The organism is Nonomuraea sp. NPDC052129 (genome assembly GCF_040680095.1).
Classification (GTDB): Bacteria; Actinomycetota; Actinomycetes; order Streptosporangiales; family Streptosporangiaceae; genus Nonomuraea.
Genome location: NZ_JBFAVX010000017.1, coordinates 208,692 through 231,889 on the forward strand (window position 1 = coordinate 208,692; position 23,198 = coordinate 231,889).

Genomic DNA, 23,198 nt, shown 5'->3' on the forward strand with positions numbered 1-23,198 from the left:
TCCTAAGACAACAGGGCGTCTACGTCGGCGGCGGCGGTCTTGAGCGCCTCCTCCACCGGCTTGCGCCCGGCGGCGGCCTCGGTCAGCTGCTTGGTCACGGCGTCCTGCATCTCCTGCTGGCGCTTGATGACCGGCGGCAGCGCGATCGACTTCAGCGAGTCGAACACCGCCTGACGATTGGCGGGCTTGGGGTCCTTGAGATAGCCGGACAGCACCGCCTGGTCGGCGACCGGCGGCAGCTCCCACGACGACTCGACGCGGGTGGTCGCCGCGGTGTTCGACGACGACAGGAACCGGGCCCAGGCCCAGGCCTCCTTGCCGTGCTTGGTGCCGGAGGAGGCGGCGACGGCGTTGTGGAAGACGGCGCTGGCCTTGGCGCTCTCACCGGGCTCGACGACCACGTCCCAGGTGAAGGCGGCGTCCTTCAGCCCGGCGAACTGCCAGATGCCGTTGTGCCACATGGCGAGCTTGCCGGACTTGAAAAGGTTCGTGTCGTAGTCGGCGGTGCCGCCGATCTCCGCCTCGGTCGGCATCGTCTTGCCGACCTTGGAGACCAGCCACTGCGCCGCCTTGACCCCGGCCGGGCTGTTGAACGCCGACTCCTTGCCGTCGGCCGACAGGAACTCGCCGCCCGCCTGCTTGAGCGTCTTGTAGAACTCGAAGAACTGCACCGGCTGGAAGTCGCCGAACACGCCCTTCTTCTTGTCGGTCAGCTTCGCGGCGGCGGCCTGCTCGTCGGCCCACGTCCAGTCGGCCGTCGGCGGGGCCACTCCGGCCTTGTCGAACAGGTCCTTGTTGTAGAAGAGCACGACCGTGGAGAACGAGGCGGGCAGCGCGTACTGCTTGCCGTCGCGCTTGAACGCCTCGAGCGACTCCTTGGCGTACACCGACGGGTCGCCGTCGCCCTTCACCGTGTCCAGGTCGAGCAGGGAGCCCGCGCTGGCGTAGGTCACGAAGTTCTCGTAGTTGAGCTCGAAGGTGTCGGGCGCGGTGCCGCCGGCGATGCTGGTCTGGAGCTTGGTGAAGTACTCGTCGAAGGGGGCGGTCTCCACCACCACGTCGACCTTCGGGTTCTCCTTCTCGAAGGCCTTCTCGATCTTGTCCAGGTCCTTCACGTGGTCGGGGGCGGCCGAGAACGTGAAGTAACGCAGCGTCACCTTGCCGCCCTCGCCGGACGGGGCCTTCGTCGCCGAGCCCTGGGAGCAGGCGGTGGCGAGTAGCGCGGCTGCCGCCAGAGAGGCGGCGACCTTGATCTTCTGTGACATGGGGGGACTTCCTTTACTTGTGCACAACTACTTGAGCCCGCTCTGCGCGACACTGGCGATGACGTGCTTCTGCGCGAAGACGTAGAGGATGAGGATCGGCACCACGCTGATCACCGAGCCCGCCATGACCACGTCCCACTCAGTGGTGAACTGACCGTGCAGCGTGGCCAGGCCCAGCGGCAGCGTCATGAACTCGGGCGACTTGATGATGATCAGGGGCCAGAGGTAGCTGTTCCAGCTGGCCATGAAGCCGAAGATGGCGAACGTCGCCAGGGCCGGCCTGATCAGTGGCAGCACCACGTACACAAAAATCCGGAAATGTCCGGCGCCGTCCAGCACGGCCGCCTCGTCGAACTCCCTCGGCACCTGGTTGATGGCCTGCCGCAGCAGGAACACCCCGAACGCCGACGCGATCGTCGGCGCCAGCAGCGCGAAGTACGTGTCGACCAGGTTGAACGTGCGCATCTCGATGAACAGCGGCACGACCAGCACGGGCAGGGGCATCATCAGCGTCGCCAGGTAGACCGCGAACAGCGCGCTCCGCCCCGGGAACGGCAGCCTGGCGAAGGCGTAGGCGGCCATCGCGCTGGTGAGGAGCTGCAGCGTGGTGGAGGCCGCCCCGATCCAGGCGCTGTTGGCCACGATCCGCCAGAAGGGCAGCGTGTCGAGCAGCTTGCCGTACGCGTCGAGGCTCGCGTTGTCGGGCGTGAAGTCCGGCGGTACGGCCAGCACCGCGTCGCTCGGCGTGATCGACGTGATCACCGCCCAGGCGAACGGGAACAGCATGACCACCGCGCCGAGGCCCACCAGCAGATAGCGGATCGCCTTACCCATAGGTCACCCACCGCCTCTGCCCCCGGATCTGCACGATCGTCACGAGCAGCACCAGGGCGAACAGCAGCCACGACAGCGCCGAGGCCGCGCCCGCCCGGCCGTACCGGAAGGTGAGGTCGTAGATCTGCGACACGACGACCTGCGTCGCGCCGCCGGGCCCGCCGCCCGTCATGATCTTCACCTGGTCGAAGACCTGGAAGCCGTTGATCAGCGAGATCACCACCACGAAGAACGACGACGGCGACAGCAGCGGCAGCGTGATGTGCCTGAACCGGCGAAAGGCGCTCGCCCCGTCGACCATGGCGGCCTCCTGGAACTCCTTCGGGATGGCCTGCAGCCCCGCCAGCAGGATGATCATCACGAAGCCCAGGTCCTTCCAGGCCGAGGCGAAGATGATCGACGGCATCGCCCAGTCGGGATCGGTCCACCAGCCGGGCCCGCTGACGCCGAACAGCCCCAGGGCCCAGTTGACGACCCCGCTGGCCGGGTTGAGCAGCCACTTCCACATCAGCGCCACGACGACCCAGCTGGTGATGACGGGCAGGAAGTAGACGCCGCGCAGCAGCCCGCGTCCCGGCATCGCCCTGTTCAGCAGCAGCGCCAGCCCCAGCCCGCCCAGGTAGACGAGCGGCAGGTAACCGGCGATGAAGTACAGCGTGTGCAGGAACGCGGCCTGCGTCCCGGCGTCGCCGAGCAGCTCGATGTAGTTGCCGAGACCGACCCAGCGCATCTCTGTGATGAGGTCCCATTCGTGGAGGCTCGTCCAGAACGAGGCGACCATCGGGATCAGCGTGTAGAGCGTCAGCGGGATCAGGCTGGGCAGCAGGAACACGGCCACGGTCCCGGCGTAGCGCCATCGCCGCCGCGGCGCCCGCCGCTCCTGCGTGCCCCCGGCCTGCGGCCGGACGGCGGTGAGGGTCATGCGCTCGCTCCTCTGTAACTGGCTCATGGCGTCGTCCCGATCAGGCGGGCCCGTACCAGGCGGCCCTGCTCCCCGGCGGCCCCGGCGGCGTCGAAGGGGGTGGCCAGTACGAGGGCCGCCGCGCCCTGGGCCCAGCTGGTGTCGTCCCAGCTCTCCACCTCGATCGAGATGTCCCTGCGCCCCGGATACAGCTGCGCCCTGACGGCCGGGTCGAAGCCCACCTGCCAGAGCGGCCAGTCGGCCGTCCCCTCGCCGAGCACCACCACGACCTCGGGATCGACCACGTTGATCAGCCCCGCCGCGGCCCGCCCGAGCACGGCCCCCGCCTCGGCGAACACCTGCTCGTCCGGCTTTCCTGATGCGGCCCGGGCCGCCAGCAGCCCCGCCGCGCCGACGTACGCCTCCAGGCACCCGCGCGCCCCGCACCCGCACACCGGCCCCGCCGGATCGACGGGCACGTGCCCGAACTCCCCGGCCCCGCCCCTGGCGCCCCGGTAGACCCGCCCGTCGGCCACGATCGCCGCGCCGACGCCGCGCCCGATGGTCAGCACCAGGAAGTCCCGATGGGTGCGCCCCCTGCCGTAGAGCCGCTCGGCCGCCGCCAGCGCGTTCACATCGTTCTCCACCAGCACGGGCAGCTTGAGCCGCCGTCGCAGCCGCTCGCCCACCGGCATGGCCTGCCACCCCAGGGTCGGCGCGTTGACCGTGCCGACCGCCTGGTCCTCCACGCTGCCGGGCACCCCGACACCGATCCCGAGCAGCGGCGGCGCCTGCCCGTGGTCGGCCGAGGCGGACGTACGCGCCGTCAGCCCGCGCCCGCTGCCCGAGACCACCGCCTCGACGGCGTCGGCCAGCCGGTCCAGCGCCTCAGGGGAGGACGGGTCGAACGCGCACTCCCAGGCCCCCAGCACCTCGCCGTCGAGCCGCACGTCGACCAGCACCAGATGGTCGGCCGTCACCTTCACGCCGAGCGCGCGCCCCGCGCTGCCCACCAGCCCGAGCCGCTGGGCCGGCCGCCCGCCGCGCGACGGCTTGAGGTCGAGCTCCTCGAGCATGCCGTAACCCATGAGCTCGCGCGTGAGCTGCGTGACGGTCGCCGGGCTCAGGTCCAGCTCGCGCGCCAGCTCGGTGCGGCTCAGCGGCCCGACGGTGCCGAGGAGCGCGAGGATCGCCGTCCTGGTGAGATCACCGCGATCAGTGCCTGCCATGTGATGAGAACGACTTTCTTTAGAAATAAAGTTAGTGGTGAAAATATGAAGCCGCAGCACGTCGCTGTCAAGAGTCCGGGAACGCGAAAAGGGGCCCCCGTCACCGGAGACCCCTTCTCACGAGCTGTGCGCTAGGAGGCGTCCTTCGCGCGGTTGCGCAGCGCCCGGCTGACGCCGTCGGCGCCCTCCAGGATCATCCGGCGCAGCGCCTGCGGCGGCTGCTCCTTCGCCAGGTAGGACTCCGCCGCCTGCACCGTCTCCGGCTCGATGAGCAGCGCGGGGAAGCAGCCGACCGTGAACGTCTGCGCCTGGTCGAACGTCCACTCCCGGTAGATCCGGCCGATCTCTGCGAAGTACTTCTCCCGGTAGGGTGCCAGCAGCTCCGGGTGGTGCGGATCCTGGAAGCCGTTGACCGTCGTACGGGCGATGTGGTTGGCCAGCTTGCCGCCCACGATCGAGGCCCACGCGGCGGCCTTGCCCTCGGCCGTCGGGATGGCCGCCCGGCACAACGCCGCGGAGCGCTCGCCGGTGGCGGTGGCGTCACGCGCCAGCTCGGCGTCGATGTCGGCGCCGTCCAGCCGGCCGCCCACCACCAGCGCGTGGACGAGCGTCCAGCGCAGGTCGGTGTCGACGGTCAGCCCCTCGGGCACGGCCGAGCCGTCCAGGATGCCGGCGATGATCGCCAGGTCGGCCTCGGCGGTCGCCGTGGGCGCGAACGCCTGCAGGAAGGCGAGCTGGTGGTCCGAGCCCGGCTCCGCCGTGGCGAGCAGCGTGCGCAGCTCAGTGGCCAGCAGCGACAGGCCCTCGGCCCGCCACGCCGGGTCGGCGTACTGCTGAATGGCCATCCGCGCCTGCCGGAGTACGGCCTGCAGGACCGTGATGTCCTTCACCGTGCCGACGCCCGAGACGACCAGCTTGACGTAGTCGTGGGTGGACATCTCGCCGTCGCGGGTCATGTCCCACGCGGCCGACCAGCACAGCGCCCGGGGCAGCGACTCGGTGAAGCCGGCGATGCCGCCGTCGACCAGGGTACGCAGCGACCGCTCGTCCAGCCGGATCTTGGCGTAGGTCAGGTCGTCGTCGTTGACCAGGACCAGGTCGGGCTGCTCCACGCCGATCAGCTCAGAGACCGTCGTACGGGCGCCCACCACGTCCAGCTCGACGCGCTTGGTACGCGTCAGCACGCCGTCGGCCAGCGAGTAGAGGCCGACCGCGACCCGGTGCGAGCGCAGCGTCGGGTAGTCGGCCGGCGCCTCCTGCAGCACCTCGAAGGTCTCGAAGCGGCCGTCGGCGACCGTGAACGACGGGCGCAGCGTGTTGACCCAGGCGGTCTCCAGCCACTCCTTGGACCACGACGACAGGTCGCGCCCCGAGGTCCGCTCCAGCGCCCCGAGCAGGTCCTTCAGCTCGGTGTTGCCCCAGGCGTGCTCGCCGAAGTAGTCGCGCACCCCGGCCAGGAAGTTGTCCAGCCCGACGTACGCGACCAGCTGCTTGAGCACCGAGGCGCCCTTGGCATACGTGATGCCGTCGAAGTTGACCTCGACCGCCTGCATGTCGGGGATGTCCGCGGCGATCGGGTGCGTGGACGGCAGCTGGTCCTGGCGGTAGGCCCAGGACTTCTCCACGTTCGCGAACGTCGTCCAGGCGCCCTTGCCCCAGCGGGTCGCCTCGGCCTGGGCGAGCACCGACATGTAGGTGGCGAACGACTCGTTCAGCCACAGGTCGTCCCACCAGCGCATGGTCACGAGGTCGCCGAACCACATGTGCGCCATCTCGTGCAGGATCGTCTCGGCGCGCCGCTCGACGACGGCGTCGGTGACCCTGGACCGGAAGACGTAGTCCTCCAGGAAGGTCACGCAGCCGGCGTTCTCCATCGCGCCCGCGTTGAACTCCGGCACGAACAGCTGGTCGTACTTGCCGAACGGGTAGCGGACGCCGAACACCTTGTGGAAGAAGTCGAAGCCCTGCCGGGTGACCTCCAGGATGTTGTCGGCGTCGAGGTGCTCGGCGAGCGAGGCGCGGCAGTAGATGCCCAGCGGGATGCCGTCGTGCTCGGAGGTCACCTTGTAGTACGGCCCGGCCACCAGCGCGGTGATGTAGGTCGACATGACCGGCGTGGCGGGGAACTGCCAGCGCCTCGCCGCCTGCACCGTGCCGTGCTTGCCGGTCTGCTCGGGCAGGTGCTCGACCGACGTGGCCGCCGCGTTGGAGACGACCTCCCAGTCGGCCGGGGCCAGTGCGGTCAGCTGGAAGGTGGCCTTGAGGTCGGGCTGGTCGAAACAGGCGTACATGCGGTGCGCGTCGGCCGTCTCGAACTGGCTGTGCAGGTAGACCTTCTGGTCCACCGGGTCGACGAAGCGGTGCAGCCCTTCGCCGCTGCGCATGTAGACGCAGTCGGCGTCGACGCGCAACTCGTTGGACTCGGCCAGCGAGGGGAGCGGGAAGCGACCCTTCTCCGCGTCATAGGTGGAGACATCCAGGTCGGCTCCGTTGAGCGTGACCTTGCGCACGTGCGCGCCGTGGAGGTCGATGAACGTGGCCGAGCCCGGCCGGGTGCTGCTGAACCGGACGGTCGTGACACTCTCGAAGCGCTCGTCTCCCTCGGTCAGATCGAGTGCGACCTCATACGACTCGACCTTCAACAGCCGGGCGCGCTCGCGAGCCTCGTCCCGGGTCAGGTTGCCTGCCAAGTTCCACTCCTTTTCGCACTTCTTTTCGCCACTTTATGGAGGTTTGTCGGTATCCTGCCACGCGGGGAATAGGACATCGACACCCCAGGTTATGGCCCTCGTGACTGACACGACCCCCGTAGACCTTTGGTTCGATCCTTTCTGCCCATTTGCCTGGGTGACGTCACGATGGCTGCTCGAAGTCGAGAAGGTTCGGCCGATCGAGCCTCGCTGGCGCATCATGAGCCTGCAGGTCCTCAACGAGGACAAGGACGTCTCCGACGAATACCGTGCGTCGTCCGCCCGGGGCGCGAAGCTCATCAGGGTCATCGCCACCGCCGCCGACCGCTTCGGCGAGGAGTACATCGGCCGCCTCTACACCGAGTTCGGCACCCGCCTGCACAACGAGGGCCGGGGCCGGGACATCGATACCCTGCGCGCGATCGCCGAGGAGTCGCTCGAGGCCGTGGGTCTCGACAAGGGCCTGGCCGCCGAGGCCATGGACTCGACCGAGTACGACGACGCCATCCGCAAGTCGCACAACGAGGGCATCACCCTGGTCGGCCAGGAGGTCGGCACCCCCGTCATCCGCGTCGGCTCCAACGCCTTCTTCGGCCCGGTGGTCACCACCATCCCCCGAGGCGAGGACGCGGGCCGGCTCTGGGACGGCGTGCTGCTGGTCACCGAGTTCGACGACTTCTTCGAGCTCAAGCGCTCGCGCACCCGGCGGCCGAGCTTCGACTGACCCTCACCGCTGATTTTCACCTCGCAGTGACTTGTAGCGGCGCAATCCGCGCCTATCCGGTGTGTCCGGCCGTACTCTTCTGAAAGAGCAGCACTCTTCTGAAAGATGCAGCCGCACGAGGCGCCACGCCCTCGCTCAGCGACGGCCGGCGCGCAAGGATGGGGGCTATGCGTCAGCTGTACATCGGTGGTGCCTGGACCGCTTCGGTCTCCGGCGAGCCCATCGAGGTCGTCAACCCAGCCACGGAACAGATCATCGATCGGGTGCCGGCCGGTGCCCCCGACGACGTCGAGGCGGTCGTACGCGCGGCGCGGAACGCCTTCCCCTCCTGGTCCGCCACGTCCGCAGCCGAGCGCGGCAAGCTGCTGGCCGCCGCCGCCGAGCTGCTGACCGAGCGCGCCGGCGACATCGCCAAGACCATCGCGACCGACATGGGCTCACCCCTGGGGTTCGCGCTCAAGGTGCAGACGCTGATGCCCGCGGGCGTGCTGGCCGGCTACGCCCGGCTGGCCGAGAGCCATCCGCGCGAGTCGCGTGTCGGCAACTCCCTGGTGCTCAAGGAGCCGGTCGGCGTGGTCGCCGCCATCACCCCGTGGAACTACCCGCTGCACCAGATCGTGTGCAAGGTCGCCCCGGCTCTGGCCGCCGGTTGTACGGTCGTGCTCAAGCCGTCCGAGGTGGCGCCGCTGGCGGCGTACGCGCTGACCGAGATCTTCCACGAGGTGGGCCTGCCCGCCGGCGTGTTCAACCTGGTCAGCGGGCGTGGACCGGTGGTGGGCGAGGCCATGGCCGCGCACCCGCAGGTCGACATGATCTCCTTCACCGGCTCGACGGCCGCCGGGCGCCGGGTGGCCTCGCTGGCGGTCGAATCGGTCAAGCGGGTGGCGCTGGAGCTCGGCGGCAAGTCCGCCAACCTGATCCTGCCCGACGCCGACCTGGGCGCCGCCGTCAAGGTCGGCGTCGCCAACTGCTTCATCAACGCCGGCCAGACCTGCTCGGCGTGGAGCCGCATGATCGTCCACCGCGACCAGTACGACGACGCGGTCCACCTCGCCGTCGACGCGGCGCGCCGCTACACCGTCGGCGACCCGTTCGACGAGGCCACCCGCATTGGCCCGCTCGTCTCCGAGGCCCAGCGCGACCGCGTGATCCACTACATCAATCGGGGCCAGGAAGAGGGCGCCAGGCTGGTGGCCGGGGGCACCGAACGCCCGCACCCGCGCGGCTACTACGTCGAGCCGACCGTCTTCGCCGCGGTCGAGCCCGGCATGACGATCGAGCAGGAGGAGATCTTCGGCCCGGTCCTGTCGATCATCCCCTACACCAGCGAGGACCAGGCCGTCCGCATCGCCGACGACACCCCCTACGGTCTGGCCGGCGCGGTGTGGGCGGGCACCCAGGAGCGGGCGGTCGCGGTGGCGCGCAGGCTGCGCACCGGGCAGGTCGCGATCAACGGCGGCGCCTTCAACCCGCTCGCCCCGTTCGGTGGCTACAAGCAGTCGGGCATCGGCCGCGAACTGGGCGAGCACGGGCTGGAGGAGTTCCTCGAGATCAAGTCCCTACAGCTCTGAAGTCTCTCCGTATCTCAGAAGTCGTCGCGGCTCAGAGGAGCAGCCCGCCGGCCGCCAGCAGGTTCTGGCCGGTGATCCACCGCCCGTCGGGCCCGGCCAGGAACGCCACCACGGCCGCGATGTCGTCCGGCTGCCCCAGCCGTCGCAGCGCGGTCATCGCGGGGATCTGCTCGAGCGCCTCCGGCGGATTGCTGCCGTGCAGCATGTCGGTGTCGGTCGCGCCGGGCGAGACGATGTTGGCCGTGATGCCGCGCCCGCCCAGCTCACGCGCCGCGACCTTGGTGAACTGCTCGACGGCCGCCTTGCTCCCCGCGTAGAGGGAGATCCCTGGGCCGGGCACGCGCGTGTTGAGCGTGGAGATGTTGATGATCCGCCCGCCGTCGCGCATCACTCGCCCGGCCCATTGGATGGCCAGGAACACCGAACGCGCGTTGACCGTGAACACCCGCTCGTAGGACTCGTCCGTGACGTCGGCGATGAGCCCCTGCCCGGTCTCCGCCGCGTTGGCGACCAGGATGTCGAGCCCCGGCAGCAGCTCCTCGGCCGTGGCGAACAGCCGGTCGAGATCCGCCCTGCTCGCCTGATCGGCTCGCACGGCATGCGCTCCGGTCGCCGCGGCCACCTCCTTGGCCAACTCCGCGTTGCCGCGATAGGTGAAGACCACCTCGGCGCCGTCGGCGGTCAGCCGCTCGACGATGGCCCGGCCGATGCCCCGGGAGCCACCTGTGACCAACGCGCCTTTCCCCGAAAAGACCTTTCCCGAAGATTCACTCATAGCGCCAACCTACGTTCTGAGCATGATCTTGCGCGCCTCCGGTTTCGGCAGCCGGTCGACGTACAGCTTCCCGTCGAGGTGCTCGGTCTCGTGCTGGAAGCAGCGGGCCAGTGAGCCGCGTGCCTTGACGCGCTGCGGGCGGCCGAGCCGGTCGAACCCCTCGACGGTCACCCCCGCCGCCCGCGCCACCGGGGCGTAGATCGGCGTGCCCGTCTGCCGGTCGGGCACCGACAGGCAGCCCTCCTCGTCCAGCACCTCTTCCGGATCGTCCACGGTCAGCACGGGGTTGATCATGTGGCCTTTGCGGCGGTTGATGTCGTAGACGAACAGCCGCCGCGGCACGCCGATCTGCGGACCGGCCAGGCCGACGCCGTCCACCGCGTACATCGCCTCGAACATCTCGTCGATGAGGCGGCGCAGCTCGCGGTCGAAGCCTTTGACGGGCTCGGCGGGTGTACGCAGCACAGGATCGCCGAGGACGCGGATCTCGCGCATGATGCTCTACTTCCGTAAGGACTGGATAACCGATGAGGTCCTTACTCTAGCCAGCTGACGCGCTGGTGCGAGGCCCGTGCGCGGCGCTGTGGAAGACTGGGCGCGTGCGTGTCTATATCGGTGCCGACCATGCCGGCTATGAGTTCAAGAACCACCTTGTGTCCTGGCTCAAGGACAACGGGCACGAGGTGACCGACTGCGGTCCGTTCGTCTATGACGCCGAGGACGACTATCCGGCGTTCTGCCTGCGGGCCGCCGAGGGTGTCGCCGGCGATCCGGGCAGCCTGGGCGTTGTCATCGGGGGGTCGGGCAACGGCGAACAGATGGCCGCCAACAAGGTGCGCGGCATCCGGGCCGCCCTGGCCTGGAGCCAGGACACAGCCAGGCTCGCCCGCGAGCACAACAACGCCAACATCGTCTCCATCGGCGCGCGCATGCACTCCGACGACGAGGCGACCGGCTTCGTGGAGACCTTCCTCGCCACGCAGTTCTCCGGCTCGGAGCGGCACGCCCGCCGCATCGCGCAGGTGGCGACCTACGAGACGATCGGCCAGCTGCCCTCTCTGCCCTAAGCCCGCCGCTTGGGCTCGCGTCTGGGCATCTCGTCACGCAGGGGCCGCCTGTCGGCGGCCTCCTGCTGCTCCTTCGAGGGCCGCGACACGTCGCGGGCCCGCATCGCGGTGATCGCGGTGATCTGCAAGCTCTGCAGTGCCATGCCCGCGAGCCTACGTCAGAGAGGCCCGCTTGAGCGGCCTACGTCAGACGGGACCCCGTCTGACCGGCCTATGTCTGACGGGACCGCGTCTGACGGGCCTATGTCTGACGGGACGGCGTCAGAAGGACAGTCCCGCCCATGGCTTCGGGCTCCACGCCATGGCGGCGTCGAGCCTGCGTACAGAGCCCGCCGAGTGCTCGCGCAGCAGCCCCGCGCCGAGCTGCGCCGAGAGCAGGCCGTCGCCCATGTACGCCGAGCCGAGCGAGGAGACCCGCAGCGACATGTCGGGCTCGTCCTCCACCGGCTTGCACTCCGCGCCGGAGGTGTCGGCGCTCAGCCGCCAGCGACGGGCGTTCCACGGGCACACGTCGTCCTCGACCTCGATCACCACGTCGACGGCCGACGAGTACGCCCGCGAGGTCAGCGCCCGGTCCACCTCCACGAGGCGTACCCACAGCTCGTCGGCGCAGCTCGCCCGGAGCTGCCGTGGGTCGGCGAGGAGCGCGAGGAGCGCGTCGTCCATCGGCAGGCTGCCCTCCACCCGGGAGACCAGGTCGCGGTCGAGCACGCTGCGCCACAGCAGCGCGCGGGCGGCGGGGTCGGCCGCCTCCAGCTCCGCCAGCTTCAGCAGGCCGTTGGGCACGCCGTTGTCGTCCCAGCTCGCCTTGACCCTGAACAACGCGTAACCGCGTACGCCCCGGTCGTCCTCGGCGATCACCGAGCGGAGCGCCCCGTCCCCGTGCCGGTCGAACTCCTCGTCGGCCAGCAGACCATCCCAGAAGTGCTCGTTACGGATATAGCGCCCAGGACGGGCGGTCACGACGGAGGCGAACAGCCGCTCGAACTCGGCTCGGGCCTCGGCCGGTTTGGCCACCCTGAGGCGCAGCCCGGGGTCCGTGGGGGCGTTCGCCACGAAGGCCGAGCCGTGCTTCGCGACGCTGAATCCCATCTCGGTCGACGCCCTGCCGTAGCCGAACCTGCCGTAGATGACGGACTCCGAGGCGTACAGGGCGGCGACGGACTCGCCCCGATCGCGCACGTCGGACAGCTGCCTGCGCATCAGGCTCGACAGGACGCCGCGACGGCGGTGGGAGGGGAGCACGCTGACGGCCGTCACTCCCGCGACGGGGATCTGCGCGCCGGGGACCGTCATGGTGAAGGAGAAGACTGCGGTGACACCGGCCATGAGATCGCCGTCGAACGCGGCGAGCGTCCGATCGAACTCGGTCTGCGCCTTGGCTCGTTCGAATTCCTGGGGATGCGGCGTCCAGTTGAAGCCTTCGGAGAGCACATCGGCGAACTTCGGCCACTCGGCCTCGTCCACCGGACGGATCGGATACGTCATCCGTCCACGGTAGGAGCGGGCAAAGGGGAGGGGCCACCCAATATACGTGCTTAATGATCAAGGGCTTGGTCAAGTGGGCTGCCCAAAGGGAGGCCAGAGCGCTACAGTCAGGCGCATCATGAGTTCCCGTTCGGCGCTGCAGATACCGCCACGGCTCCGCGCGCTCCTGGTGCGGGTGCCGTTTCTGGTGTCCGTCGTCCGGTTCCTCAGGAGGGGCTCCTTGGCCCGAGACCGCAACCTGCTGGTCACGTTGACGATGCTCACGCTCGTCATCGGACTGCTCGCCGCGCAGATCTCGACCGAGTGGTTCTCGCCCTCGCTGCTCATCCTCGTTCTCCTGGTGGGCGGCCTGCAGCTGCGGCTGAACAGCCTGATCAAGCTGCTCGTCGCGGTGATCATCTCGCTCGGCTACATCGCCGGCACCCTCGGGGTCGGCCAGATCGGCCTCGGGCTCATGGTGACGATCGGCTTCACCACGGTGCTGGCGCTGCTGATGGCCCGCACCCGGGGCAAGCTCGGCGTGCAGGGGCTGCGTGGCGACGCCATGCTGCTGGAGCTGCGCGACCGGCTCAGGAGCCAGGGTGAGCTGCCCGCGCTGCCCAAGGACTGGGGCGGCAAGGTCGTGCTCAAGCAGGCCGGCGGCTCCTCCTTCGGCGGCGACTTCCTGGTCTCCATGCGCGACGAGGACAAGGTGGAGATCGCGCTGGTCGACGTGTCGGGCAAGGGCGTCGACGCGGGCACCAGGGCGCTGCTGCTGTCCGGCACGTTCGGCGGGCTGCTCGGCTCGGGCGTCGACTTCCTGCCGGCCTGCAACACCTACCTGCACCGCCAGCGCGGCGACGAGGGGTTCGTGACGGCCGTGCACGTACGCCTCGACCTGGCGACGGGCGACTACACGATCACCTCGGCCGGCCACCCGCCGGTGGTCAAGTTCGACGCGGGCACGGGCAACTGGCAGGTCGCCACGGCCAAGGGCGTCGTCCTCGGCGTGGTCCCCGACCTGCACTGCGAGCCCGACAGCGGCACCCTGCGCAAGGGCGACGCGCTGCTGCTCTACACCGACGGGCTGATCGAGCAGCCGGGGCGCGACATCGACGCCGGGCTCGACAAACTGCTCGGCGAGGCCGAGCGGCTGCTGCCCTCGGGCTTCCGCGACGGCGCGCGGGCCCTGGTCAACGCCATGGCGTCGGGCCACAACGACGACTGCGCGCTGGTGCTCATCTGGCGCCCGTGACGAATCACACGGGTCAAGGGGTGAACAAGGTCACTGGCAGTGCTTGATCGCCCTTGAGATCCTCGAAGGGTTCACCACTCCGGGTCCCGGCGGAGCGGCGCGGCTTCACCGGGATCCGGTCTTCGCCTCCGGCTCTCAGAGCCAGCCTGAGTCGCTCGCGATGCGTACCGCGTCGAGGCGATTGCGAGCCCCGGTCTTGCACATGATGCGTGACAGATGGTTGCGTACGGTGCCCACCGACAGGAAGAGCTGGTCGGCGATCTCCGTCGATCGGGCCCCGCCCGCCGCGATCCGCAGCACGTCGAGCTCGCGCCTGGTCAGCGGGTTGGCGACCGACTGGAGGGCGGCGATCGCCAGGTCGGAGTCGACCGCTCGGCGTCCGGCGGCGACCAGCCGCAGGCTCTCGGCGAGCTGCTCGGGCGCGACGTCGAGGCTCATGAACCCGAGCGCGTGCGTGGCGAACGCCCTGCGCACCTGACCGGGATTGGGCTGCGCCGACAGGATGAGTACGTGACAGCCCCGCTCGCGCAGTCGCGCCGCGGGGAACAGGCCGCCCCCTCCGGGCAGGTCCAGATCGACGATCGCCGTGTCGGGCGCGCACGCGGCCGCTGCGGGCAGGACACCGTCCGCGTCTCCCACCTCCGCGACCACCTGCAGATCGGGCTCCGCGTCGAGCGACGCCACCAAACCGCGCCGGACCAGCGGCAGATGCTCGGCGACCAGAATCCGGATCAAGGCTCCCACCTCCGTCATCCCCCAGAGTGATCGCCCGACCGCGTACTGTCAACGGAATGTGGCGCTGCGGCAAAGGGTGCGCAAGCCATCGAGGTGTGATGACTTCGACTACTCTGGGGGCTGTCGGGACCTTCTGTCTGCCCTGGAGCGGGACTAGATGAACTGGCTTTACCTCGCGGGGATCGTAGTCTTCCTGATCGGGCTGATGGCGTCTGTCGCGTTGCACGAGCTCGGTCACTTCGTGCCCGCCAAGATCTTCGGTGTCAGGGTGCCCCAGTACATGGTCGGCTTCGGCTCGACCGCCTGGTCAATCCGGCGAGGTGAGACCGAGTACGGCATCAAGTGGATCCCGCTGGGTGGCTACATCCGCATGATCGGCATGCTGCCGCCACGGCCCGGCGACGATCCCACCAAGCTCAGAGGTTCCTCCACCGGCCCGTTCCAGGGGCTCATCGAGACCGCCCGCGACGCGGCGCAGGAAGAGGTGCGGCCGGGCGACGAGGAGCGGGTCTTCTACCGGAAGAAGTGGTGGCAGAAGGTCATCATCATGTCCGGCGGCCCGTTCATGAACTTCGTGCTGGCCTTCATCCTCTTCTCGGTCCTGCTCGTCGGCATCGGCCTGCCCGCGCTGACCCCGGTGGTGTCCCCGCAGACCAACACCTGCGTGATCCCGATCAGCGAGCAGCGCACCGACTGCCGCGCCTCCGACCAGCCGACGCCCGCCGCCAAGGCCGGCATGAAACCCGGCGACCGGCTCGTCTCCTTCGGCGGCCAGAAGATCGCCTCCTGGGACGACGCAACCCGCCTGATCCGCTCGCACGGCGCCGGTCCCGTCGCCGTCGGCATCATCCGCGACGGCAAGCCGATGACCCTCAACGTGACGCTCATCGCCCAGGACCGGCCGTCGCCCACCGACCCGAAGAAGATCGACAAGAACGTCGGCTTCCTCGGCGTCATGCCCACCGAGGTCATGGAGCAGCAGAGCCTCGGCGTCGTGATCGGCTACATGGGCCAGCTCACCGGCCGGGTGGCCGACTCTCTGCTGAACCTGCCGCAGAAGATGGTCGGCGTGTGGCACGCCGCGTTCTCCGGCGACAAGCGCGACCCCGAAGGCCCGGTCGGCGTCGTGGGCGCCGGACGCATGGGCGGCGAGATCCTCTCCTCCGACCTGTCGGGCGAGAAGAAGGTCGCTTTCCTGGTGAACCTGCTGGCCGGGTTCAACCTGGCGATCGGCATGTTCAACCTGATCCCGCTGCTGCCGCTCGACGGCGGCCACATCGCGGGCGGCCTCTGGGAGGGCCTCAAGCGCGCCTACGCCCGCGTCACGCGGCGTCCCGAGCCCGCGTACGTGGACATCGCCAAGGTGCTGCCGCTCACCTACGCCCTGGCCTTCGTCATGATCATCATGGCCGGCCTGCTCGTCTACGCCGACCTGATCAACCCGCTCACGCTCACCGGCTGACCGTCGCAGAGCACCCCCCTCACGAACTTCTCCAACGCCTTCGAGAACACCCGCCCCACGTCGATCTCGGCGTCCCCACCGGTCGGCGGGCTGCCCCCTCAGCATTGCTGTGAGCTAGATCACAGTTGAGGTTGACCTTGGGTCAGGGTGGAAGCTCGGCGCAGCGGCACGACGCCGCCCCGGACATAACACACTCGAAGGATCGAACCACCATGACGATCACCCTTTCCGACCAGGACAAGAGCACCCTGAGGACTGCCGCGTACGGCGCCGTATCGCTGATGGCCGCCGCCGGCGCCGCCGGCAAGCCCCACAAGATCGCCGCCAACGGCAGCATCGCGCTGGGCTCGGCCACCGGTCTGATCGGGCACGTGCTCGCCGACTACCCCAAAGGCAAGGACCTGGCCGGCAAGTCCGTGGCCGAGATCGCCGACCGCGTGCTGCCGGCCCTCACCGCGGCCATGAACCTGTTGAAGAAGCAGGACCCGGCCGAGGCCGACAACTTCCGCGGCACCGTTCTCATCGCTGTCGAAACCGCCCAGATTCACCAGGACCAGCCGAGCCCTGCCGCGGCCGAGATGGCCCGCAAGATCACCGCAGCCCTCGACGCCGCCAGGGTAGCCGCTGCCGACAACGGTGCGGCTGTCAGGCAGGATCGCCCGGAGCTGCGGAAGGCGATCGAGGCGATCGTCGATTCCGGATTCGTCGGGGTGTCGCTGCGCGTGCACGATGAGCGGGGCGACTGGGCCGGCAGCGCCGGGGCGGCCGAGCTGGGCGGGACCGCCAAACCGCCGATCAACGGACATGTCCGGATCGGCAGCACCACCAAGACCTTCACCGCGACCCTGGTGCTGCAACTGGTGGCCGAGGGCAAGATCGAGCTGGACACCTCGGCGTCGCACTACCTGCCCGAGTTCGGGCTGGACGAGCGGATCACGGTGCGGATGCTGTTGCAGCACACCAGCGGGGTGTTCAACTTCAGCGGCGAGGTCTACGACGACGGGACGGTCGTCATGGGGATCCCCATCCCCTACGGCACCACGGGCAAGGAGTGGGTGGACAACCGGCTCAAGACCTACCGGCCGGAGGAACTGGTACGTCTGGCGTTGTCCAAGCCGGCGCGGTTCAAGCCGGGCTCGGGCTGGAGCTACTCCAACACCAACTACGTGCTGGCCAGGCTGCTGATCGAGAAGGTCACCGGCCGTTCGGTCGCCGAGGAGCTGCGGCGGCTGATCCTGGAGCCGCTCGGGCTGTCGGGCACCATGGTGCCCGACGCCTCGCCGGAGATCCCCGCGCCGCACGCCCACGCCTACTACCGCTACGAGGACGCCGGCGAGCAGAAGACGATCGACATCACCCGCCAGAACCCCTCATGGATCTCCGCCGGCGGTGACATGATCTCGACCCTCCAGGACCTCCACACGTTCATCTCCGCGCTGCTGGGCGGCAAGCTCATGCCGGCCCCGCTGCTGGCCGAGATGTGCACCCCGCGCCCGACGGGCATCCCGAACATGGACTACGGCCTGGGAGTGTTCGTGGTGACCACGGACGCCGGTACGGTCATCTCCCACAACGGCGCCGCCGTGGGTCACGCGGCGTTGATGTCCAGCACACCCGACGGCAGCAAGACCCTCGTCGCCGCACTGAACTGCGTGGACGACGCCGACCTGTCCATCGCGGCGGCATTCCAGAACGCTCAGCAAAGGCTGCTCAACGAGGTGTTCGGCGGTGGGCAGGCCGCTCCGGCTTAGTCGCCGAGCTCGAGCACAAGGCAGATTTTGCAGCTGACAGGATTTGGCAGATGAACGGAGTCACGATCGGGCAGGCGGCGGCATTCGTCGATGTCACGGTGAAGACGGTGCGGCACTACCACAAGCTCGGCCTGGTGAAGGAGCCGGAACGCGACAGCTCCGGCTACCGGAGATACGGATCGGCCGAGTTGCTGCGGCTGGTGCAGGTCCGGACGCTGGCCGCCGCCGGGGTGCCCTTGGCCGAGATCGGGCCAATGATCGACGCTGACCCCGCGCGGTTCGCCGCCGCGCTCGCCGACGTCGAGCGGCAGCTCGACGAACGGATCGCGGAGTTGATCGCGCGGCGTGACACGCTGCGCCGGCTCGCCGATGGTGACCGGGCGCTGCTGCCCGACCGTGCTGTGGCGCTGCTGGAGCGGCTTTCCGGCCTGGGCTTCTCCGCGGCGGAGGCGGCGGCCGCGAGGGAGGGCTGGGTGCTGGCCAGGGCCCTGGTCCCCGAGGGCTTCGACGACTACCTCACTCATGTCGAGGACGCCCTCGAAGACACCCGGTTCGTCGCTTTGATCAAGCGCGGCGCCGAAGCCGCGGGCTGGGAACCGGACGACCCGCGCATCGCCGAGCTCGCCACCGCCATGGCCGACCACTTCCTCGCCAATCCCGCACACCTGCAGATCGTGACCGGCCTGCAAGCCCGCACGGATGCCGCGACCCGATACGAGCTGATCGCCCACCACGGCGAAGAGCAGGGATCGGCCGCGGCCCAGGGAATCGCGCTCGTCGAGGCCAAGCTCCGCGCCGCCGGCATCCACATCCCCAGACCAGGCACCCACTGACCGCGCCGTGCCCCGGTCCGGGCGCCTAGCTCTAGAACATCGAGATGTGCACGTGGTCGAAGTGGTTCTGGGTGATGCTGCCGCGGTCGGACATCGAGCTCCACCCCGAGCCCTGGTTGATGCGCTGCTTCCAGATCACGTACTTGACCCCGAGCTTGTCCTTGTTCTCCAGCGCCCAGGCCGCCACGCGGTCGCCGAGTGCCTGATTGGCGGAGCTGGGCATGCTGCCGCCGGTGCTCATCATGAAGTCGCACGCGCGCCCCAGCGGGTGCTCGCCGCCGCCGCCGTCCGAGCGGAAGCAGCCCACCTCGTACGGCAGCGCGAAGTCCTTCTGGATCAGCCCGCGGATCACCCGCATCCGGGCGGTGATGTTGTCGGTGCCTGAGGGCAGTTCGGGCGCCCAGCTGCCGTCCGAGCGGCGGCCGGGGCCGAACGGGATGAGGCCCTTCAGCTTCTTCTGGATGTCCTTGATGACGTCCTGCGCGTCGTCGCGCTGCTTGGCCACGTTGGCCGCGTCCTCGCGGATCTTCGCCTCGAGGGCGGTCGCCTGGTCCGCGGCCGCCTTCTTCTCGTCCCGGGCGGTGGCCACGCCCTGCACGATCGCCTGTTGCTCGGCCGCGAGGTGGTCCAGCAACGCCGCGCTGGAGGCATCGGTCGGCAGGGTGAGGTTCGGCAGCGCGCCGGTGCCGTTCTGGTACTGCAGGCGCGCGAGCTCGGTGACGCGTTTCTGGGCGGTGATGAGCTGGGCCTCCGCCGTGGCCAGCCGGTTCTTGGTCGTTTCCGAGTCCTGTTTGGCCTTGGCGAGTTCGACGCGCTTGAGGTTGTAGGTCTCGATGAGCTTGTCGACCTTCTTGTCCAGCTGCTTCAGCTCCGCGCGGAGCTGGGCCTCGCTGGGCTTGGGGGCGGCAGCGGCGGGCGTGGCCGTGAAGGCGCCGAAGGCCATGGAAGCGGTGGTGATGAGAGCGATGGCGAGACTCGAGGGGGACGCAGCCGCCACGAAGGGTTCCTCTCCCTATGCCGGCCGGGTTAGCTGACGGGTTCGGGCAGGGAGATGCCGCCTTACCACCTGAGTGGATTCACCCCAAGACGCGATGGGTCCCCGGCTCCCGGGCCACGCACCCGGGATTAGGCCAGCACCGACCGTTTCGGTCGGCGCTGAAAAGGGATATTAGTGGTAAAACCAAGGTCATGCGACTCCAAGCGGCAACCAATTAGAGATCTACCTGTGATTTAAGCATGCGTGCGGCTTCCTCCGGCAGGACATCGTTGACGAACGCGCCCATGGCCGACTCCGAGCCCGCCAGATACTTGAGTTTCCCGGGCGCCCGTCTGATGCTGAACAGCTCCAGGTGCAGATAGGCCAGGTCACGATCCTGCCGCACTGGTGCCTGGTGCCAGGCTGAGATGTACGGCATGGCGACGCCGAACAGCCCGTCGAGCGCCCGCAGTACGGAGGTGTAGAGCGGGGCGAAGGCGGCGCGCTCCTCCTCCGACAGCGCGGCCAGGTCCGGCACCTGCCGGTGCGGATACACGTGCACCTCGAACGGCCACCGGGCGGCGGCCGGCACGAACGCCGTCCACAGCTCGTTGGCCGCCACCACGCGCACCCCGGCGGCCCGCTCGGCCGCCAGCACGTCGGCGAAGAGGTTGCCGCCCCGATGCCGGGCGGCCGCGCCGAGCTGGAGTTTGGTCCGCGGGGTCACGTACGGGTAGGCGTAGATCTGCCCGTGCGGGTGCGGCAGCGTGATGCCGATGTCCTCGCCCCGGTTCTCGAAGCAGAACACCTGCTCGACACCCTCGATCGCGGACAGCTCGGCCGTACGGTCGGCCCACGCCTCCATGACCAGGCCCACCTGCTCGTCGGAGAGCCGCGAGAACGACGACGAATGCTCAGAGGTGAAGCACACCACCTCACACCGCCCCACGCCCGGCCGGACCTCACTCAGCCCCCCGACATCCCCATAAGTCCCGAAATTTCCGGAAAAGGAGGGGAAGCGGTTCTCGAACACCGCCACGTCATAGTCGTACGCCGGGATCTCCGAAGCCCTCGTCTCGGACGACGGGCACAGCGGGCACTCGTTGGCCGGAGGCAGGAACGTACGCGTCTGGCGGTGCCCCGCCATCGCGATCCACTCCTCGGTGAGCGGATCGTAGCGCAGCTCCGACGCCATCGGCCTGGGGTCGAGCGCCCGCCGGTCGATCGCGCTCCGGTCGGCGTCGTCGCGCCGGTCGAAGTAGATCAGCTCTCGGCCGTCGGCCAGGTGGGTGATGGTGCGTTTCACTGCGAGTCCTCCGCGATGATCAGTTCGCCGGCGCGTTCGCCCAGCTCCATGCGTGCTTCCTCGGGTAGCCCCGCGTCGCTGATGACCGCGTCTGCCTCGGTCAGATCGGCGATCGTGCTGATGCCGACCGTGTTCCACTTGGTGTGGTCGGCCGGGATGACCAGCCGGTGCGCCGCGTGCACCAGCTCCCTGTCGGTCTCCGACTCCAGCAGGTTGGGCGTGGTGAACCCGGCCCGCACGCTCATCCCGTGCACGCCGAGGAACAGCGTGTCCACGTGCAGCCGCCGGATCGCGGCCACCGCGACCGGGCCGACGAGGGCGTCGGACGGCGTGCGTACGCCGCCGGTCAGCACGACCGTGCGGTCGGCGCGCGGGTTGCGGTGGAAGACGTCGGCCACCGGGATCGAATTGGTGATGACCGTGAGCTCGGGCACCGAGATGAGGTGGTGGGCCAGGGCCCAGGTGGTGGTCCCGGCCGACAGGGCGACCGCGGTGCCGGGCCGGACGAACTGGGCGGCGCGGCGCGCGATGGCCTCCTTCTCCTGCTGCTGGCGGGCGGACTTGGCGGTGAAGCCCGGCTCCTCGGTCGAGCCGGGACCCAGCGCGGTCGCGCCGCCGTGCACCTTCTCCAGCAGCCCGCGCTCGGCTAGCACTTCGAGGTCGCGGCGGACCGTCATGTCGGAGACGCCGAGCTCGCGAACGAGGTCGGCCACCCGAACGCCGCCGCTGCTGCGCACGCGTTCGAGAATCGCCTGCTGGCGCTGCTGTGCGAGCACGCCCCCGCTCCTTCCAACAGATTCCACCAAATTATGACACGACTTTGTTGGGGAATGTTAGGTCGTACGGGTTGTGCGGTAGACCACAGCGCGAGACGTTGGGAAACGGACCGATCACTGGAGGTATCCATGGCGAAGCGATCTCGCAAGACCAAGGCGCGCAAGAAGAAGAAGGCCAACCACGGCAAGCGCCCGAACGCGAACTGACGGCCGGCCGGCCGCGGTGAGCTCCTTCACCCCGGCCGGTGCGACGGCTCAGCCCGGGAGACCGTGCAGGGCCTCGTCGATGCGCTCCAGCGGGAGCGGGTAGTCCTCCATGCGCCCCGACAGGTAGCGGTCATAGGCGGCCAGATCGAAGTGGCCGTGCCCGCACAGCGCGGTCAGGATCACCTTCTCCTCGCCGCTCTCCCTGCACCGCAGTGCCTCGGCGATGGTCTCGGCCAGCGCGTGCGTCGGCTCGGGCGCCGGGAGGATGCCCTCGGTACGGGCGAAGCGCACACCAGCCTCGAAGCACTCGGTCTGTGACTTGGTCACCGCCTCGAACAGGCCCAGCTCGTACATGTGCGACAGCAGCGGCGACATGCCGTGATAACGCAGCCCGCCCGCGTGGATCGGGTCGGGCACGAACGCGTGGCCCAGCGTGTGCATCTTGAGCAGCGGCGTGAAGCCCGCCGCGTCGCCGAAGTCGTAGGCGTAGACGCCCCGCGTGAACGACGGGCACGCCTCGGGCTCGACGGCGCGCAGCGTGACGTCGAGGTTGCCGGCCAGCTTCTCGCGCAGGAACGGGAAGGTGAGCCCGGCGAAGTTCGAGCCGCCTCCGGTGCAGCCGATGATCAGGTCCGGCATCTCCTCCAGCTGGGCCAGCGCCTCCTCGCCGATGACGGTCTGGTGCATGAGCACGTGGTTCAGTACCGAACCGAGCGCGTAGCGGGCGTCCGGGTTCGCGCCGGCCACCTCGACCGCCTCGCTGATCGCGATGCCGAGGCTGCCGGGCGAGCCGGGGTCGTCGGCCAGCACCTTGCTGCCCGCCCCGGTCACGGTCGAGGGGCTGGGGTACACCGTCGCGCCGTACACCTGCATGAGCGAGCGCCGATAGGGCTTCTGATCGTAGGAGGCGCGGACCATCCAGATCTGGCACTCCAGATCGAACTGCGCACAAGCGAACGCCAGCGCCGACCCCCACTGTCCCGCTCCGGTCTCCGTGGTGAGCAGTCGTACGCCTTCGCGGGCGTTGTAGTACGCCTGGGGGACGGCGGTGTTCGGCTTGTGCGACCCGGCGGGGGAGACGCCCTCGTACTTGTAGTAGATCCGCGCGGGCGTGCCGAGCGCCTTCTCCAGCCGACGCGCCCGGATCAGCGGGGTCGGCCGCCAGAGCCGGTAGACATCGAGCACCTCCTGGGGAATGGCGATGTACCGCTCGGTGCTCACCTCCTGGCCGATCAGCTCCATCGGGAACAGCGGCGCCAGATCATCAGGTCCCACCGGCTGCCGCGTGCCCGGATGCAACGGCGGAGGCGGCGGCGCCGGCAGATCGGGCACGACGTTGTACCAGCTACTGGGAATGCTGGAGCTCATGGCCTC

21 protein-coding genes and 1 riboswitch are annotated in these 23,198 nt (G+C 69.3%); of the genes, 7 read left to right on the top strand and 14 right to left on the bottom strand.

The window, feature by feature from the left end:
- Window positions 1-2 precede the first annotated feature (2 nt).
- The 5 genes from AB0L53_RS32810 to pepN form a co-directional block, all read right to left on the bottom strand.
- The gene (locus AB0L53_RS32810) at window positions 3-1,265 is read right to left on the bottom strand and encodes a sugar ABC transporter substrate-binding protein (protein ID WP_364002147.1); all 1,263 of its coding nucleotides are present in this window, start codon (window positions 1,263-1,265) and stop codon (window positions 3-5) included.
- Between the two features lie 27 nt (window positions 1,266-1,292).
- Window positions 1,293-2,099, bottom strand: a complete 807-nt coding sequence (locus tag AB0L53_RS32815; protein ID WP_358183134.1) for a carbohydrate ABC transporter permease — start codon at window positions 2,097-2,099, stop codon at window positions 1,293-1,295.
- Window positions 2,092-3,021, bottom strand: a complete 930-nt coding sequence (locus AB0L53_RS32820) for a sugar ABC transporter permease (protein WP_364002150.1) — start codon at window positions 3,019-3,021, stop codon at window positions 2,092-2,094. The genes AB0L53_RS32815 and AB0L53_RS32820 overlap by 8 nt, the downstream gene beginning before the upstream one ends.
- A gap of 23 nt (window positions 3,022-3,044) precedes the next feature.
- Window positions 3,045-4,229 carry an ROK family transcriptional regulator gene (locus AB0L53_RS32825; protein ID WP_364002153.1) on the bottom strand — a complete coding sequence of 395 codons (1,185 nt, stop codon included), beginning with the start codon at window positions 4,227-4,229 and terminating at the stop codon, window positions 3,045-3,047.
- A gap of 131 nt (window positions 4,230-4,360) precedes the next feature.
- Complete coding sequence (gene pepN / locus AB0L53_RS32830) at window positions 4,361-6,919, bottom strand: aminopeptidase N (protein WP_364002156.1); 2,559 nt, start codon at window positions 6,917-6,919, stop codon at window positions 4,361-4,363.
- 220 nt (window positions 6,920-7,139) lie between these two features.
- On the opposite strand from pepN, the gene AB0L53_RS32835 reads away from it, so the two are divergent.
- Together AB0L53_RS32835 and AB0L53_RS32840 are read left to right on the top strand one after the other, a co-directional pair.
- Window positions 7,140-7,643, top strand: a complete 504-nt coding sequence (locus tag AB0L53_RS32835) for a disulfide bond formation protein DsbA (protein WP_364002159.1) — start codon at window positions 7,140-7,142, stop codon at window positions 7,641-7,643.
- A 167-nt stretch (window positions 7,644-7,810) separates the two neighbouring features.
- Window positions 7,811-9,214 (top strand): aldehyde dehydrogenase family protein, encoded by a 1,404-nt coding sequence (locus tag AB0L53_RS32840; protein WP_364002162.1) that lies wholly within the window; start codon window positions 7,811-7,813, stop codon window positions 9,212-9,214.
- A gap of 31 nt (window positions 9,215-9,245) precedes the next feature.
- Here the strand turns inward: AB0L53_RS32840 and AB0L53_RS32845 are convergent, their stop codons facing one another.
- Both AB0L53_RS32845 and def read right to left on the bottom strand, forming a co-directional pair.
- Window positions 9,246-9,989, bottom strand: a complete 744-nt coding sequence (locus AB0L53_RS32845) for an SDR family oxidoreductase (protein ID WP_364002165.1) — start codon at window positions 9,987-9,989, stop codon at window positions 9,246-9,248.
- Between the two features lie 9 nt (window positions 9,990-9,998).
- On the bottom strand, window positions 9,999-10,484 hold the full coding sequence (gene def / locus AB0L53_RS32850; RefSeq protein ID WP_364002168.1) for a peptide deformylase: 486 nt from the start codon (window positions 10,482-10,484) through the stop codon (window positions 9,999-10,001).
- A gap of 104 nt (window positions 10,485-10,588) precedes the next feature.
- Here def and AB0L53_RS32855 point away from each other — a divergent pair, with 104 nt between their 5' ends.
- Complete coding sequence (locus AB0L53_RS32855) at window positions 10,589-11,056, top strand: ribose-5-phosphate isomerase (RefSeq protein ID WP_358447749.1); 468 nt, start codon at window positions 10,589-10,591, stop codon at window positions 11,054-11,056.
- On the opposite strand, the gene AB0L53_RS32860 is transcribed toward AB0L53_RS32855, so the two are convergent.
- Together AB0L53_RS32860 and AB0L53_RS32865 are read right to left on the bottom strand one after the other, a co-directional pair.
- Complete coding sequence (locus AB0L53_RS32860; protein ID WP_357953492.1) at window positions 11,053-11,199, bottom strand: hypothetical protein; 147 nt, start codon at window positions 11,197-11,199, stop codon at window positions 11,053-11,055. The two genes, AB0L53_RS32855 and AB0L53_RS32860, sit on opposite strands and share 4 nt — an antisense overlap.
- 118 nt (window positions 11,200-11,317) lie before the next feature.
- Entirely contained in the window at window positions 11,318-12,544 is a 1,227-nt protein-coding gene (locus tag AB0L53_RS32865) for a GNAT family N-acetyltransferase (RefSeq protein WP_364002172.1), read from the bottom strand.
- 118 nt (window positions 12,545-12,662) lie between these two features.
- Between AB0L53_RS32865 and AB0L53_RS32870 the strand changes: the two genes are divergently transcribed.
- Window positions 12,663-13,778 (top strand): PP2C family protein-serine/threonine phosphatase, encoded by a 1,116-nt coding sequence (locus AB0L53_RS32870; protein ID WP_358556421.1) that lies wholly within the window; start codon window positions 12,663-12,665, stop codon window positions 13,776-13,778.
- Window positions 13,779-13,913: 135 nt separating this feature from the next.
- Here AB0L53_RS32870 and AB0L53_RS32875 read toward each other — a convergent pair whose 3' ends face one another.
- Window positions 13,914-14,513: a response regulator transcription factor gene (locus AB0L53_RS32875; protein WP_364002176.1), complete on the bottom strand. Its 600-nt coding sequence runs from the start codon at window positions 14,511-14,513 to the stop codon at window positions 13,914-13,916.
- Window positions 14,514-14,670: 157 nt separating this feature from the next.
- On the opposite strand from AB0L53_RS32875, the gene AB0L53_RS32880 reads away from it, so the two are divergent.
- The 3 genes from AB0L53_RS32880 to AB0L53_RS32890 all read left to right on the top strand — a co-directional run bounded on the left by AB0L53_RS32880 (window position 14,671) and on the right by AB0L53_RS32890 (window position 18,559).
- Window positions 14,671-15,975, top strand: coding sequence for a site-2 protease family protein (locus tag AB0L53_RS32880; RefSeq protein WP_364002179.1), 1,305 nt, complete (start codon window positions 14,671-14,673; stop codon window positions 15,973-15,975).
- Window positions 15,976-16,187: 212 nt separating this feature from the next.
- The gene (locus AB0L53_RS32885; RefSeq protein ID WP_364002182.1) at window positions 16,188-17,726 is read left to right on the top strand and encodes a serine hydrolase domain-containing protein; all 1,539 of its coding nucleotides are present in this window, start codon (window positions 16,188-16,190) and stop codon (window positions 17,724-17,726) included.
- Window positions 17,727-17,776: 50 nt separating this feature from the next.
- Window positions 17,777-18,559: a MerR family transcriptional regulator gene (locus AB0L53_RS32890; RefSeq protein ID WP_364002185.1), complete on the top strand. Its 783-nt coding sequence runs from the start codon at window positions 17,777-17,779 to the stop codon at window positions 18,557-18,559.
- Between the two features lie 31 nt (window positions 18,560-18,590).
- Here AB0L53_RS32890 and AB0L53_RS32895 read toward each other — a convergent pair whose 3' ends face one another.
- The 4 genes from AB0L53_RS32895 to AB0L53_RS32910 form a co-directional block, all read right to left on the bottom strand.
- Complete coding sequence (locus AB0L53_RS32895) at window positions 18,591-19,556, bottom strand: hypothetical protein (protein ID WP_364002188.1); 966 nt, start codon at window positions 19,554-19,556, stop codon at window positions 18,591-18,593.
- Between the two features lie 4 nt (window positions 19,557-19,560).
- Window positions 19,561-19,701, bottom strand: a riboswitch (cyclic di-AMP (ydaO/yuaA leader).
- A 69-nt stretch (window positions 19,702-19,770) separates the two neighbouring features.
- A complete protein-coding gene (gene galT / locus AB0L53_RS32900) occupies window positions 19,771-20,841 on the bottom strand; it encodes a galactose-1-phosphate uridylyltransferase (RefSeq protein WP_364002191.1) in 1,071 nt (356 codons plus the stop codon).
- Window positions 20,838-21,617 carry a DeoR/GlpR family DNA-binding transcription regulator gene (locus tag AB0L53_RS32905; protein WP_364002194.1) on the bottom strand — a complete coding sequence of 260 codons (780 nt, stop codon included), beginning with the start codon at window positions 21,615-21,617 and terminating at the stop codon, window positions 20,838-20,840. The genes galT and AB0L53_RS32905 overlap by 4 nt, the downstream gene beginning before the upstream one ends.
- A gap of 255 nt (window positions 21,618-21,872) precedes the next feature.
- Window positions 21,873-23,192, bottom strand: a complete 1,320-nt coding sequence (locus tag AB0L53_RS32910; protein ID WP_364002197.1) for a TrpB-like pyridoxal phosphate-dependent enzyme — start codon at window positions 23,190-23,192, stop codon at window positions 21,873-21,875.
- Window positions 23,193-23,198 lie beyond the last annotated feature (6 nt).